Below are 15,453 nucleotides of genomic sequence, written 5' to 3' on the forward strand. Positions count from 1 at the left end.
GAACGGCACGACTGTGCAGCTGCAATCACAGCCTGGAAGACAGACTCGATGTGTAGGCGTATAAAGGGTACCACCCAGATTCGTACGCAAATGCACGTTAAAGGAACACATTAGACTCTAGGGAGTAACAAGTTTTTGTACGGCTGTCCTATCAGGGGTACTTTTTCTTTGCTCACTCTCTGCCATTTCCAATATCGCACCTTCCAAACGGCTGTCAAAGATTCGCAACGCAGCCTGTGCAAAGGACAATTAGATTATTCTCCCCGGTAAGAAAGCCCCTCTTTCTTTATTCGTTTATGCTCGTACATTTTGGAATCGGCCTTATGCACCATCTCTTCAAGACTATCTTCCTCACTTTCCGTGACGAAGTAGCCAATAGACATACTTAATTCGACATCATGCAATGTTGTATCTACCGCTGACATATTCTGCTGCAGACGTCGTAGAAGGGTTTCTGCTTGTTGCTCGTCACAATCCTCTATGATAACCACAAATTCATCGCCCCCGAGTCGTATAACAACGTCCTTGGCCCGAAAAATCTTTCTTAAAGTACTTGCAGCAACTTGTATTAAAGTATCCCCAGCAGAGTGACCATGAGTATCGTTGACATTTTTTAATCCATCAACATCAATTACAAATACTCCTCCAGGATAAGAGAGGGAAAGTGTAGAACATAATTTGTTATAGTAAGCTCGATTGTACAATCCAGTCAGATCGTCGTGATAGCTTATGTACTCATACTGATTCCGAGAGGCAACCAGCTCTTCATAACGCTGGGCATTAGAGATAGCTAACGCCGCGATTTTTATAACTGAATTAAAAAGCTCATTGTATTTACTGATATTCTGAGGGAAAAGAAAGCCTCCCGCCTCAAAAACCCCGTAATTATTTCCACCCAATTTAAGCGGAGCGTATAAGGTTGTGGTTTCATCATCCAGTATAAACGACTGCCCATCTGGTAATTCTAAGTTTTTAATGCGGTCTGGGCAATCAGACTCTGGATCGGCATCCGGCCAATAGCGGCTCCGGGTGGCGCCAAAGATAAGCAGCCAAAATTCATCCAGCATGGAAATTACATCTCTCTTGTATCCAGCCATTGCAATTCGGGAGATAATGTGGAGTGCTGCCGCATTATTGGCATTTTGTTCCTGAATCTCTCGTACTTGACTATCCTTATTGATGCTGGGGAAGCTGTGTTTTAATTTCCAGGCATAAAGCTTCTCTTTGACCAACAACCGCAAAGAATTTATATTTACCGGGATAGTTTGATTAGGTATTTCCAAATATGCAGAGAGTTTATCAAGTCTATCTTTGGCCGCACCATCAATTCCAGAATCAAGAAACAACAACTTACGGCACCAACTCTTATAATATTCCCTGGCAGTTCCCTGGGTAAAACCTTGGCGTTTCAAATGGAAATCCCATTTATTAAGCCAACCTAAGCTAACAACATAATACCCCTCTTCAGCAAAAAAACGGCAAAATCGTTTTCCTATCAAGTTAGAATAACAGTAAGGAGATTCAACTATTTGAAACCACCCTTCTCCATTTGAAGCTTTTTTCGGAGCAGGACAAGTTTGGCCACAAAACAACACTGCATTGGAATAAGAACTTCTTTGAAACGCAGGGTTGTCGAAAATTTCATTCGGAGTAAATCCGCCGTCACAAAAAGTCGGAAAAGATACCAGTTCAATGTCGTCAAGCTGTTCTTTCTTTACCAGGTACTCGAACTCAGGAATATAATTTTCACACACAAAAATGCTAAATCTCTTCAATTTCTTCCCTCTGAAAAGTATCCCACTCTCTACACCGGATAATAGCCGTATTCTTCAACGGCATCAGAAATTGAAATGAGGACTTTTTCAGGCACTTGCCAGGGAATTTCGCCGTGCGAATCAGAAAGGATAAAACCTCCTCCAGGAGCTGCTTGTTGAATCACTTCCCGAACTTTGTCAGATGCTGTTTCTTCACTCCAGTTCGGCATCTCGACTCCATTTAAATTCCCCAACAAAGTGATCTTACCCTTGGTCTTTTTCTCAATCAATTCAACACTTTCATCAATTCCAACTCCTAAAATTTGACTTCCAGTTTCAATAATTTCGTTAACAATAGGCACCACTCTCCCCGAGGCAAGGTGGGTGGCAACAGGCCCTTTTATTGCGGCGATTGTTGCACGGTCCACAGAATACCCTGTAGAAAGATAAAGTGATTTTTCTATAATGTCTGTAGAGCAGAGAGGATTAAAATAGCAAATAGCAGTCGCCCCGGCCTCTAATTGCGCATTGGCCCAAGTCTGACAGAACTGTTTGTTGATTTTCATCAGTTGGATAAATCGAGGCTGATCAAAATAAAGGAGCTGAAGATACGTCTCAAAGCCTAGTTGCATCACAGGTAGAGAAAAGGGCGACATAACAACTCCGATAATCGGAATTTCTCCTTTGGCTTTCGTCGCAAGCTGCTTTGTAACTTCCAATACCCGCATAAGACTTGGCACCTGTTGTATATCTGGTACATACAGACGATCAATGCCATCTATTGTAAACACGGGCTTTCCAGCATTTGGTGGACCTTCCGCAGGAAACAACACCTCTCCGCCCCAAGCTTCTGTTTCTGCAGCTGCATAAGAGAAGGTATAGAAGCAGTCATTCCTGTATTTTTCTTTCATGAACAACTGGTATTTGACCACATTGTCAGGTTTTGAGAAATATTCTTTTGGCGAAAGCCCTGATTCTCGGGCACCATAGAGAGATAAGAGCAGGAAAAGAGGCACTCTATCCGGCTCATTATGACTTAGGCTACAGAGAACTCTTTCCATGGATGTCATCGGTGTCGTCATATCAACTCCCTCTTAAGCCGGGAAAGGATTTCGAAAATTTCACCGGCATTTTTACCCATCTCATGAGCACCCACTTTTTCCGATAAATTTGTATCCAACCTAAAAGGAGCTCCACCAACAACTATTTTTACATCAGGATACGTCCTTGCTATTTCCTGGGTTAACTCTTCCACAGCCAAAGCTGACGGAAGCATTAATACAGAAATGAGTAAGATTTTAATTTCTTCTTTTCCTATAAAATCAATTACATTGTCAACATTGACTCCTACTCCCAAGTCTACTACAGGGTAGCCGGCAGACCGAACGAGAGAGGAAACAATTTTCATCCCCAGATTATGATGATCAAGGAAAACTGCAGTCCCGATTTTTGGTTGTGTCAGCTTGCTCAAATAATTTGCAGGTAGAATACTGTTTAAAATCTCTTCAGATATTACTCCACTCATATAGACCTGAGCAAGAGACATGCTGCCGTTCTCCCACGCCGTTCCAATCTCTTCAAGAGCTTGCTGAAGAGTATCGGCAACATGGTCAATTCCTTTTGTAGTAAACTCAGTGCTTAATATTTCAGAAACTGCTGATTTATCGACAGATACAAGAGCTCTTACCAGCTGTTGTTTCTTTTCTAAATCTTCAGACATTTTATTACCCGATAAATTTTTACAATTATATTTGTACGTTATATGTCGTGATTACCACTGATATTCAGCCTGTCTTATTCGGCCTCGGATAATCTCTTACAGGCGAAGCTTTCCCGAAAAAAAACGACAAAATCTGGATAGGAAAAAAGTTAACCAACCACATAATGATTACCGGTTAACCTTACCTCATAGAAGCTGCAATACTCAGGCATAATCAAGGAGAAAAAACAGGTATATAGATTTTAAAAACAGTACCTTGGTCGATTGTACTTTTAATAGTAACGCCCCCTTCGTACGAGCGAAGAATTCCAAGGATCACCGATAGGCCCATGCCCCGACCTGTAAATTTGCTTGTGAAAAAAGGATCGAAAATTTTTTCAATATCCTCATTTGATATACCGGATCCATTGTCTTGTACGGTTAGACAAGCGTAATTGTGTTTCTGCGGCTGCCATTCGAGAGGGTATCGAAATTTATCAGTAATCTCTTTAGAACGTGCAACGTAAATGGTCAGGTGAATATTACCAGGTTTACCATCTATAGACTCCCAGGCATTGATAACCAGATTGGAGACAATTTGCTGAACCTGTTTCCTGTCCACCATGACACATGGTCCGGGAGCAGGAAAATCAGTAGTTATTGTTATACCACGTGGCTTGGCGAGGTCGATCAGGTGAAAATCTTGATTACAGGCCAAGGAAAAATCTACAGGTTGTCTAGCTGAGGCCTTTTGCCCCAGATAGGTAAGCATAAGACTACTTAATTCCGAGGCTCTCCAGGCAGCCGACAAAGCATCTTTAACAAGCGGAGTTATAGTCTCTCCTTCTCGTTGAGCATCGTCCTGTGCAAGCTCAAGATTTCCTACGACTGCAGCTAGTATATTATTAAAATTATGAGCTATTGCTCCTGCCATGACGCCGAGACTCTCCGCCTTTTCTATTTGTTTCAATTGATTATGCAGCTTAATTCTCTCATGTTCGAGTTGCTTGCGCGCGGAAATATTTTGATGCCGCAAAACGATTTTCCCATAACCATTATCGGCGATCAGTTTTGTCGCCGTTCCTGTAAACCAACGCTGTTCATCCGGTGAATGACATGGGTATTCAAAGGTGAATGTATCTTTCTCATCCTTTAAGATAGCACGTATTTCAGCAGCAAAAAGACGAGCCGTTTCCGTTTCTGTCTCATCTCCCTGGGCATTGTCACAAACATCCAGATAATTTGCCCCTTCCACAAGATTGCTCGTGCTGGATGCATTTTCGGCCGCAAATCGTCTCCATGCTTCATTTACCAGCAGAATAGTTCCATCTTTATCGAGAACACAGACATTTGAATCCAGTGAATCAATAATAGCCACGATAAAATCCTGGAATTTTTGCAAAGACTGCTCGGCTTTTACACGGGTGGTTACGTCAGAGACTGTGACAAGCAGTTCATTGGCTGTTTGTTCCAAAACCTCATAGCTATTTTGCATCGTGGCCGCAAGATCGACATATCTAACTGATTTGTCATTTGATTTTAGACGCAGCTCAATATGTTTATCGATAGGCTGTTTGAAAAATGACCTCAGGCGGGCACGAAAGATTGGCTGATCAACAGGTACAAGGAATTCAGCAAAGGGTTTACCATGTATATGGGGACTCTCTGCACCCACCATATTGGCAAAAGTTGTGTTTGTTTCCCTGATAATTCCTGCTTGGTTTAAAATTACATAGCCCACTGGTGCATTGTGGTAGAGCTTCATATAGCGGGCACGATTTTGTTCAAGCTTGGATTCAGCCTCACGCAATTCTTGATTTTGCAGCTCAAGTTCGACCTGATGAACTTGAAGTTCTTGGATGAGCTGATGAAGATCTTCCTTCTTCTCCAAGTCAGTGTTTATATATTGCCCGCTAAGGAGCTTTTCTGCTCTACAGCGAAGTGTAGTGCTATTCTCATCTTTTTTTTGTGACATAGCTTATTGTTATGCTTGTGATCTACATTGCGGGAACCTACTTGTGCCTTTTAGTTTTGGTACAATCGGCTAAGAGGCAGTAGCGGTCAGTGATATCCTCAAAGGTTGAGTACACCTGATATGGTTGTTGTTCATTATGATGAAATTGAGGACTTGAATTGACTAAAATCCACCTGGTAGCTGAAAAGGCAGGACTGTATACACCCATTATGAAACCAAAGACTGGTTGACAGGTGGAAAGAGCAACCATTGCCGGATGTTTTTCTCCAGGCAGTACCGATCCATCTTCAGCGATGGCCTGCCAACGGGGATCCATGGAGTCAATCCCATGCATCTGGTCTGAGGTCAACCCAAGGATCTTTTCCGCAGCAGGATTAGCCGATATGATTTTCCCATCGCAGTCCTGATAGACCAAGCCCTGGGCCATGGTTTCAAAAAGCTTCCGGTATTTGCGCTCACCCTCCTCCAAATCACGGCTCATGCGTTGCTGTTCTGATATATCTTCAAAACTTACAGCCAATCTATTTTCCGGCAGACGAAAGATGTGGATCCGATAGGCTCCCTCTAACTTGTCATCTTTATATTCATAGTTTTCCAGATAGCAGGTTTCACCGGTTGCCATCACGGTATGCAACTTATCGACAAGCCCATCTCGGTCAGTTGCCGGCCATACCTCTTCAAAACGTTTTCCCCTATACTTTTCAAGGCGTATCCCGGTCATACGCTCCGCCTCGGGATTGCTTTTCTCCAACAACAGTTCACCTTTATCATTTTGCTGATACACAAACAGGCCGGACGGCATGTACTGGCTGATATCCAAGGTGGTCTGTCGGCTATGGGCAAGATGATCCCTTATTGCTTTTGTCTCAGTTATATCTATGAAGGTTAGCACTATGCCTGAATATGCATTGGGGCCAATTGCATAGGGAATGATGCGGGCAAGATAATAACGACCGCTTGATGATTCGAGTTCCTGTTCGATCATCTGATTTGTCTGGAGAACATTTTTAATTTTTTCAGTTAGATCTATATTGATCAACCGATGGGCGACATGGTGTAGCGGACGACCAATATCCTTTTCCATGACATGGAAGATATTGACGATTTCAGGAGAGAATCTTCGAATTTCCATGTTTTCATCGAGCAGAAGAGTACCGATGCGGGAGCTGGTTAACAGGTTATCAACATCGTTATTCAGTTCTGTGAGTTCTATAATCTTAGTTTGATGTTCTGCATTGACGGTGTACAACTCCTCATTGGTCGATTGCAGCTCTTCGTTTGTACTTTGCAACTCTTCGTTGCTTGCCAGCAGCTCTTCATTAGTGGCCTGCAGTTCTTCATTAGAGGTTTCCAGCTCTTCGATGGTTGCCTGTAAATTTTCTCTGGCAAATTGCAGCTCCTGTTCCAAATCGGCAATACGCTGTTGCGCTTCTTCGCCCACATCGTAACAGGTGGCCTCTTCTGTACCAATTGTAGGTCGGCTATCTATTTCTTCAAAAAAAATAGCCACCAAGGGGTCAAAACCTTTCTTCTCCGGCAGGGGGATTATGCGGATACGAACTGTTCGCGCACCTTGTGCCCGCTGCAATCTGATATTCGTATAATGTAGAGGTTCACCAGTGCGAAAAACTTTTTGTACACCTGTAGAAAGAGGTATGGCCAGTTCTGGTACTGCCATTTTTGTGATGTTGTATTCGGCCGGCCCTGAGGGTATTTTAAAATACCCTTCAGTGTCACCGACAATATGGACCAGCTCCAGACTTTCGTTGGCGATAACGGAATGTGGCAGATAGTATTGAGTCGCTATCTCCAGGTATTGCTTAACGATGCGATTGCCGTCGTGATCTGCAACTCGCCGATCCCGTCCTCGGTTGGTGAATGGCTGAGTGGAATACGTTTTATCTTCCCGGGTTTGACTGATAAGTCTGCTTTGCAAAGACTGAGGCTTACCTTTTGATCTATAAATCTTGTGTTTATGGTGCACTGACGTAAAGCATTCTTTCATCTCGCCGATGCTTTCACTGGTACCCAAAAAAAGCAGGCCACCCGGGTTTAAAGAAAAATTAAACATTTCAAAGGCTTTCTGCTGAAGAACAGGTTGTAGATAGATAAGGAGATTGCGACAGCTTATCAGATCGATATTGGTGAAGGGTGGGTCCTTGATAACGTTGTGTTGAGCAAACACGACCATCTCGCGTAAGTGCCTGGCAATCTGCAGCTTTTCTTCTTTATGGTAGAAATATTTGGCAACAATTTTCGGGTTCAGGTCACCTATAATACTTTCGGGATATATTCCTGTACTTGCCGAAACAAGAGCATCTTTGTCAATATCGGTAGCAAAAATTTTGACATCCCGACTGATTGCAGATTTCTCCATGGCCTCTTTTACAAGTATGGCAAGCGTATAAGCTTCCTCTCCAGTCGAACAACCCGCTACCCAAAAACGTATCTCCCTGTTGTTGGAGCCTTGCAGCAATTCAGGCAGCCATTTTTCCCCCAACTCATGCATGGCCTTTGGGTCTCGAAAAAAATTGGTGACTCCAATGAGCAGATCGCGGTAGAGAGCGGTTACCTCGCCGGGAAAGTTTTGCAGATATTCAACATACTTTTCAAAATCATTGATCTGGTTGACCGACATTCGGCGCTCGATGCGGCGGGTGACGGTAGTTGGCTTGTAATGGGTAAAGTCGACCTTGACTTTGTCTCGTAGTTCAGCAAAAAGCCGGGTCAGGGCATCAGCGTCTTGCAACAAGAGATCAGATTGCTTTTCCCCTGTGACATAAGGGTGAGCCACATAAGCGAGGAGTTGTTCCGGCATTTGTTCCGGCGCCAGTATAAAATCGGCAACCCCTGTTGAGATGGCCGATCTAGGCATACCGTCGAATTTGGCGCTTCCTTCTTCCTGCACCATAACCATTCCGCCGAGCTCTTTAATCGCCCTCACGCCTCTGGTCCCGTCACTGCCTGTACCTGAAAGAATGATAGCTATGGAATTGTTGGCTTGATCTTCGGCAAGTGATTTAAGGAAAATATCAATAGGCAGGTTGATCCCCTGCTTGATGACCTTATCATTCAGCAGCAGCTTACCATGAAAAATGGTAAGATTTTTCTTAGGAGGGATAAGGTAGACGTTGTTAGCGAGGACTTCCATACCTTCTTCAGCACGGTGAACCGGCATCGCGGTTTTTTTTGACAGCAATTCGACCATCAAGCTTTTATAGTCGGGGGAAAGATGCTGGACGACTATGAACGCCAACCCACTCGTTGTTTCCATATTTTTGAAAAACAGTTCGATCGCTTCCAGGCCGCCTGCAGACGCTCCGATACCTACATAGTGCTTAGGTTTTTGTGTGCTACCTGTTTTTCTATTGGTTTTCATATCCTATACTCAACAGCAAACTTATTTAAAGCCATGGGAATACTTTCCATTGTGTACTTCAGCTCAAAATACTTTGTAGTGTGTGGGCTAATTGATCGAGAGAAAATGGTTTTTGGATAAACTGAACACCTTCATCCAAAATTCCATTATGTGCAATCACGTTGGCAGTGTAGCCTGAAGTAAACAGCACACTGACGTTGGGATAAAGTGGCTTAATACGTTCAGCCATTTCTTTTCCGGTCATTTCAGGCATAACGACATCAGTAAAAACCAAATCAATATCTCCGGAATAATCTTCTGCAATTTGTATAGCTTCACTTGGCCTGCTAGCAGGCAAAATACTATATCCTATTTTTTCAAGCATCTTTTGGGTCATTGCCAATACAGTAAGGTCATCTTCTACCAGCAAAATAGTTTCTCCCCAGCTCTTCCTATTGCTAGAGGTAATAACTTTTCCTGTTTTTCGATTTTCCTCATCACAAGATGGAAAATACAATTTGAAAGTGGTTCCCTTGTTTGGCTCACTGTACAAATTTATGAAACCTCCATTTTGTTTGACTATGCCGTAAACCATTGACAACCCAAGCCCTGTGCCATCCCCCAGCCCTTTGGTAGTAAAGAATGGTTCAAAAATATGCTCCTGATTTTCCTTATCAATGCCACACCCGTTATCGCTCACAGACAGCTGGATAAACTCTCCAGGGTAGAACCCGAAGTGGTCTGCGCAATATTCCTGATCAAAGGTAACCCTCGCTGTTTCAATGATTATATTTCCAGAACCGGTAATAGAATCTTTAGCATTTACGCAAAGATTGGCAAGAATCTGATCAATTTGACTTGGATCTATTTTGATTATGAGAGTGTCCGAGTCCGGAACCCAAGTGAGGTCGATGTTCTCACCAATTAGGCGGTGGAGCATCTGCAACATATTTGCGACCGCGCTGTTTAAATCGATAACTTTCGGAGAAATCGTCTGCTTCCTTGAGAAAGCGAGTAATTGGCGAACAATAGTCGCAGAACGCTCAGCAGCATTAAGGATTTTCCCTAGTAATCCATAAAGGTTGTCTTTGGGATCAACGTCCTCAAGCGCCATCTCGGTGTAACCAATTATCACCCCGAGAATATTATTAAAATCGTGAGCAACCCCACCTGTGAGCCGACCGACAGCCTCCATTTTCTGAGCCTGCTGCAATTGAGACTCCAGCGATATCTGCTCAGTTATATCGCGTTTAACGGCGATAAAGTGAACCAATTGTCCCTCAGGATCAAAAACAGGAGATATTGTTGCTTCTTCTGTAAAAAAATCACCATCCTTGCGCTTGTTCACCATGCGGCCTTTAAAGGTTTGGCCGCTGTTAAGCGTTTGCCACAAATCCTGGTAAAAAGATGCATCCTGCTCATCACTTTTCAAGATCCGCGGGTTCTTATCAAACACTTCCTCAGAGGTATAGCCGGAGATGATTTCAAAGGCTGGATTGACATATTTTATTTTTGCATCTTTGTCAGTGATGACAATAGCATCACGGGTTTGTTCAATTGCAGCAATTAAGCGGTCACGTTCAGCCTTTCTTTCCATGCGTTTGGAGACATCACGCATTACCCCCAAGTTGCCTATCCATTTATCATTTTGGTCGTAGAGTTTTACGCCGAAGGTTTCGCCGGGAAATTCTTTTCCCGAACGATGTTTGTATGAAGTCACATACACTTTGTCTTCTTGCTGCGCATCTTTGCCGAAAATCCTTTTGCCTGCTGTTTGATATGCATCAGAGGCAGCATAGAGAATTTTTGTGGTTTTCCCTCTTAATTCTTCGGGTAAATAACCGAAAGTTTTTTCCATCCCTTTGTTAGCATAGAGAATTTTTCGGTCTGTATCGGTGATTACCACACCATCATCGATGGCGTTAAACATCGTTTCAAAAAGTATATTTTGTTCAAGAATTTGCCGTTCGGCAGCTCTTAACTTACTTATATCTCTGGTTATCGATAGAATATGAGGGGTATTTTCCAGGGAAATGATCTTGGCAGACATTAACGTAGTGGTAACGCTGCCATCCTTTTTGCGGAATTTTACTTCGATATTTTCGCAAACACCTTCCCTTTGCAAACTTTGCACCAACCGTTGTCTGTCTAGAGGATCGTGCCAAATGTTGATATCCAGTGAGGTTTTTTCAAAAATATCGTCTTTGGTAAAACCTGTTAGCTCTGTGAATCCCTTGTTAACGTCTATATAGAGGCCATCTTCAAGGCGGTTTATGTTGATTGCATCAGGGCTGGCATCGAAGGCGAGAAAAAATTTATTTTCACTCTCCCGCAGCCTCTCCTCCGTTGTTTTTTGTTCTGTTATATTAAAGAGGAGACAATGAATCTGGCGTGATCCATCTTCTGCATGCTCCTCACAGGTACCCTCAAATGAAAACCAAATTATTGTGCCGTTTTTATTAAATATTCGAAATTTAACACCTAAAACAGTACCCCTGTGCTGTAGAGCAGAAAACTTCGCATTAAAGCTTTCGATGTCCTCAGGATAAATAATATCAACAAAAGAAGTCCCGATAATCTCTTCACGGCTATAGCCAAGAGTCTTAAGCCAAAGCTGGTTTACTTCCAGGATATTCCCATCCATATCAAGAGATTGATACGGGACAGGTAAGAGCTCACAATGTATGATTTTTGATTCCTTATTTTTTTCATGTTCTGAAAAAACAATACTTTTGGGCATTTGTCGTGAACCTGCTGTCTTGATAGAAGTGTTTCCCGCCAGTTCGCAACAAGAATGGCAAGAACAAAGTTGAATTACCTCTGATATTCTTCAATACGGAAGGAAAAGACAACAGGTTTTAACGGGACCAAAACGGGACATTAATTGTCCCACTGCTCCATACTCATAAGATGGGCTCTTAAATTAATTTTTGAATTTTGCAAATTGAGTCGAGCACGAATGCGTTTTCGATACGTTTCGACCGATTTGACGGAAATTCCCTGCAACCTGGCAATTTCTTTATTGGTGAGTCCTTTTCTTATCATATCTGCAACCTGCACTAATGAAGGGGTGAGAGCACTCTTTACAGAAGATAAATTTTTTGCAAAAGGAGAGGTGATTGTTTTCAGGTTGCTTTCCAGCACGTTGAGCTGCGATTTTTGCTGGGTATCAAGGGCTCCTAGCTTTAATCGTTCGATACAGGGTAAAACCAGCTGATGGACATTGATTAATATCCCGCGGTCATGCTCCAGCAGGTCTTCTTCCCGATTCCTGAGCAGTACTTTGAGGGCAGCATTCATTTCCTCGAGCTCTGCCTGCTTTATTTTCAAGTTTTGCTCGGCAAGTTGTTGGGCAATAGCCACGGCAATATGCCCTGCAAGTCGCTCCATCAACGAGACAAATTCAGAGGAGAAACGATTTGCCTCTTTGTGGTTGAGTTGAATCAGGCCCAAGGTGTTTTCACCTACTTGTAGCGGAACCAGTAAAACTGATTCATACCCAGCCGCATTACAATGATTCGGCATGCCATGATACATGTGGGGAGTGTCATGTCGTGTCATAAACAGACTGGTGTTATTTGAACAAAAACTCCCTCTAGCAGTAAAAAAAGGGCGCGAGGCATCATGTCGACCATTAATAACCAAATCACACATGCACTCTAAATGTTGCTCATCTTCTCCGCAGGAAAATCGTGTGCCCTTATCATCCGTAGTGAACACGCTTTTTGCTGTACGAATAAATTCTTCTGGAAAACCAATGGATGCATAATAGGGGAACATCTTTCCTTGCTTAAGACGAATAGCAATGGCATCTACACCAGACCAGGTCTTGAAAAAAAACAAGACACTCTCTAACATTTTGTGCAGGTCATTTTGCTTGCCGATGATGGAAAAGAGTTCAAGCTGAATATCCTTTTCTTCTTCCATCCGTTTACGATCATCAATTTCAATCATCATCGGCAAGAAATACATGGGGTTTCCCTCATTATCCCGGATCAATCGAACTGACAGGCGCACCCATATCTTTTTTCCACTTTTATGGACAAGAGGTTTATCCATCTCATACGAATCGATGAGGCCCTCGACAAGGTCCTCGGCTTGCTTGAGGTAAAAGGATAAATCTTCGGCACAGGTAATAACAGAAAAATGCTGACTGAATAATTCGGATGATTGATATCCGGTCATTGTACACAGTTCGTCATTGACGTTGAGAAACGTATAGTCGAGACTAATAATAGCGGCCCCAATGGGGGACTGATCAAAAGTGCGCCTGAAAAACTCTTCGTTTTTATAAAGAGCAATCTCAGAAGCCTTACGTTCTGTCACGTCTTCCATACAGACAAACACCCTCTTTTCTCCCGAGACAACAACAAGACTGGTTGAAAATCGTACAATTCGATCTTCCTGCATGCATCTCAGGCATACTTCAAGCTCCGTATGGAACTGGCCGGTGGAGAATGTATCGGTAATGGCACTTCGTACACCACATTTTGCACAAAACGGACCAAAACCGCAGCCTTCTGTGTGATCTGCGTTGCGTGAACAGTCAAAAGCGACTCCGCAGGACTCACCAATTTTCGAATCAACATCACCACCAAATATTTTAGCCAAGGCTGGATTGGCTTTGAGTACTCTCGCATCACCATCTGTCAGAAACAGAGCAATCGGGGCTTGAAAAAAAATTGTCTGAAGTTCTTCTTCCAAATCAATTCGATGAAGTTTCTCTCTGTCTGATACCTCTCTGGCTTTGTCGCGGTCCAGCTTTAGGGAATCCCTGGTATTTTTTTCTTTGAGCCTGGCGTTTACCCGAGCTAAAAACTCTGCATTGGGCAAAGGGCGAGATATATATTCACTCACTCCCGCATGGTAACCCTTAACGTGGTACTCTGCCGCAGTTTGGGTACTTGAAATAAGAATGGTATCAATTACTCCAGGCTGTAGCGAAGCCTGAATGTGTTGACATACTTCAAGGCCATTCATGTCAGGTAGCACGGCATCAACAACAGCTATATCAGGTTGTTGTTCTACAGCTAAACGAATCCCTTCCGCCCCGGTAGACGCGGTTATAACTTGATGTCCATCCCGGCGAAGAATGCGAGCCATGCCTTCAAGGAGATCAGGGTCATCGTCAATTACCAAAAAAAGTGCGGTCGAATCCATTGGTTCTTCAGTAGTGTTTCTATTTTAGTACTCTTACGTATAGCTCTATGGAAAGAGGTAACATAAATGTCGATAATTCTCATTGACGATTATTGCGGTCCTCTTGTATCCTCTGCAAATACAAGGTTTTTCTATAAGCGTAAGATTTTTCTTCATCGGTCATTTTAAAATTATCTTTGGCTGATCCCTCTAACTTTATTAAGAATATTAAAAAAGAAAAAGATATGGAAATAATGGCAATATTGAAAGCGGAGACAGCAGACTACCATGTAAAGCTTGAATCGTTGCCATATTTTTGCGAGTTGATTGCACACCGACTGCCTCTGGAGTGTTATGTGAACCAGCTTAGGGCGCTGAGCGTCGTCCATAGTGTTCTGGAAGACCAGCTTGCCACTTCAACAAATCAACAGATTCTTAGCGTCTGGAATGATGATTTAAGAAAACTTCCCCTCCTTTTAGAGGACCTTCTCTTTTTCGAACCTAGGGTCTGCTCAGACAACATCCCTTCTATCGACTCGGCTCTGTCTATGGTGGAAAAAATCCGCTTAATAAGCATTGAACGCCCTCTCTCTCTTTTAGGATATCTTTACGTAATGGAAGGCTCGACATTGGGCAATTATATGCATCAGCCTGATATCACCGAAAGTTATCACTTAGGAGGACTCAATGGCAGTCAATATTACGCCGGCTATAAAGACAAAGTTAGAATTCATTGGCAACAATTTGCCGACAAAATGAATAGAGTTATTAGTACTCCTGCATTGTACCCTCCTATTATTGAAGGGGCTCACGAAACATTCATTGGTTTGGAAAAGCTTTACCGCAGCTTGTTTCCTTTGAAGAAATCCAACAACACTTTTCATGTTGCCCGAATCAACCCGGAAGCCGGCAATCATCCTATCCCTACTGACAAAAGAGAAATTCAAGCAGCGCTAAACGCCAGTAACCGCTGCTGGAGCGAGTACCCCTATTATGAAAAGCGCTACGGAAAAAGGGGGAAGCGTTTTAGTGACAGTGACACTTGTTGGCTGGCTACCCTTACAGCTCTTGACCAAATTGCTCTGCAAAAACAGATTGACTGGCTTTGCCGGGTGCTCGCTGCTAGAGGAATGCCGTCTCTACTGTTAGAATCCCTCCTGTATTACCTGTCTCAGGAGCTAACAACAGCTGTCCCTGAAAACAAAGGGCTCTATCAAAAACTGCTCATCTCTGCAGACAGACTCAAACTCAATAGACTTAAAAAAATTGAGGAACAAATTTTCAGGAACTTGGCCGAAGAGTTTGATCAATTTGTAGAATTAGACATGAGAAATGAATATAAAAAAATTGGCTTTCTACTGGTCAGCGCAGTGGTAGATGAAAACAATGGTATCCCCGAAGCACTCAACAGTTTACACAAATGGCTGGTTGATAGCGATCGTTTCCCCGATGGCTGGATTGCTGCTGTTGAAAAAACTATCAACAAGGCAACAAGCATAGTTTCAGAGTAGTAGCCGACCTAAACAGA

The 15,453-nt window shown here is 43.0% G+C and carries 8 protein-coding genes; 1 reads left to right on the plus strand and 7 read right to left on the minus strand.

The window, feature by feature from the left end; genetic code table 11:
- Positions 1-254: 254 nt before the first annotated feature.
- From ACHZCY_RS03525 to ACHZCY_RS03555, 7 genes are all read right to left on the minus strand, one after another.
- Positions 255-1,775, minus strand: coding sequence for a GGDEF domain-containing protein (locus tag ACHZCY_RS03525; protein WP_319547857.1), 1,521 nt, complete (start codon positions 1,773-1,775; stop codon positions 255-257).
- A 29-nt stretch (positions 1,776-1,804) separates the two neighbouring features.
- Positions 1,805-2,815 (minus strand): uroporphyrinogen decarboxylase family protein, encoded by a 1,011-nt coding sequence (locus ACHZCY_RS03530; RefSeq protein WP_319547858.1) that lies wholly within the window; start codon positions 2,813-2,815, stop codon positions 1,805-1,807.
- 17 nt (positions 2,816-2,832) lie between these two features.
- Positions 2,833-3,474, minus strand: coding sequence for a cobalamin B12-binding domain-containing protein (locus ACHZCY_RS03535; protein ID WP_319547859.1), 642 nt, complete (start codon positions 3,472-3,474; stop codon positions 2,833-2,835).
- A gap of 214 nt (positions 3,475-3,688) precedes the next feature.
- Positions 3,689-5,428 (minus strand): PAS domain-containing sensor histidine kinase, encoded by a 1,740-nt coding sequence (locus tag ACHZCY_RS03540; RefSeq protein WP_319547860.1) that lies wholly within the window; start codon positions 5,426-5,428, stop codon positions 3,689-3,691.
- A gap of 37 nt (positions 5,429-5,465) precedes the next feature.
- Positions 5,466-8,807, minus strand: coding sequence for a chemotaxis protein CheB (locus ACHZCY_RS03545; protein WP_319547861.1), 3,342 nt, complete (start codon positions 8,805-8,807; stop codon positions 5,466-5,468).
- Positions 8,808-8,865: 58 nt separating this feature from the next.
- Positions 8,866-11,526, minus strand: a complete 2,661-nt coding sequence (locus ACHZCY_RS03550) for a hybrid sensor histidine kinase/response regulator (RefSeq protein WP_319547862.1) — start codon at positions 11,524-11,526, stop codon at positions 8,866-8,868.
- Positions 11,527-11,666: 140 nt separating this feature from the next.
- A complete protein-coding gene (locus ACHZCY_RS03555; protein WP_319547863.1) occupies positions 11,667-13,946 on the minus strand; it encodes a PAS domain S-box protein in 2,280 nt (759 codons plus the stop codon).
- A 224-nt stretch (positions 13,947-14,170) separates the two neighbouring features.
- Here ACHZCY_RS03555 and ACHZCY_RS03560 point away from each other — a divergent pair, with 224 nt between their 5' ends.
- Positions 14,171-15,436 (plus strand): biliverdin-producing heme oxygenase, encoded by a 1,266-nt coding sequence (locus tag ACHZCY_RS03560; protein ID WP_319547864.1) that lies wholly within the window; start codon positions 14,171-14,173, stop codon positions 15,434-15,436.
- Positions 15,437-15,453: the final 17 nt, after the last annotated feature.

This window comes from Desulfogranum marinum (assembly GCF_963675105.2).
GTDB lineage: Bacteria > Desulfobacterota > Desulfobulbia > Desulfobulbales > Desulfobulbaceae > Desulfogranum > Desulfogranum marinum.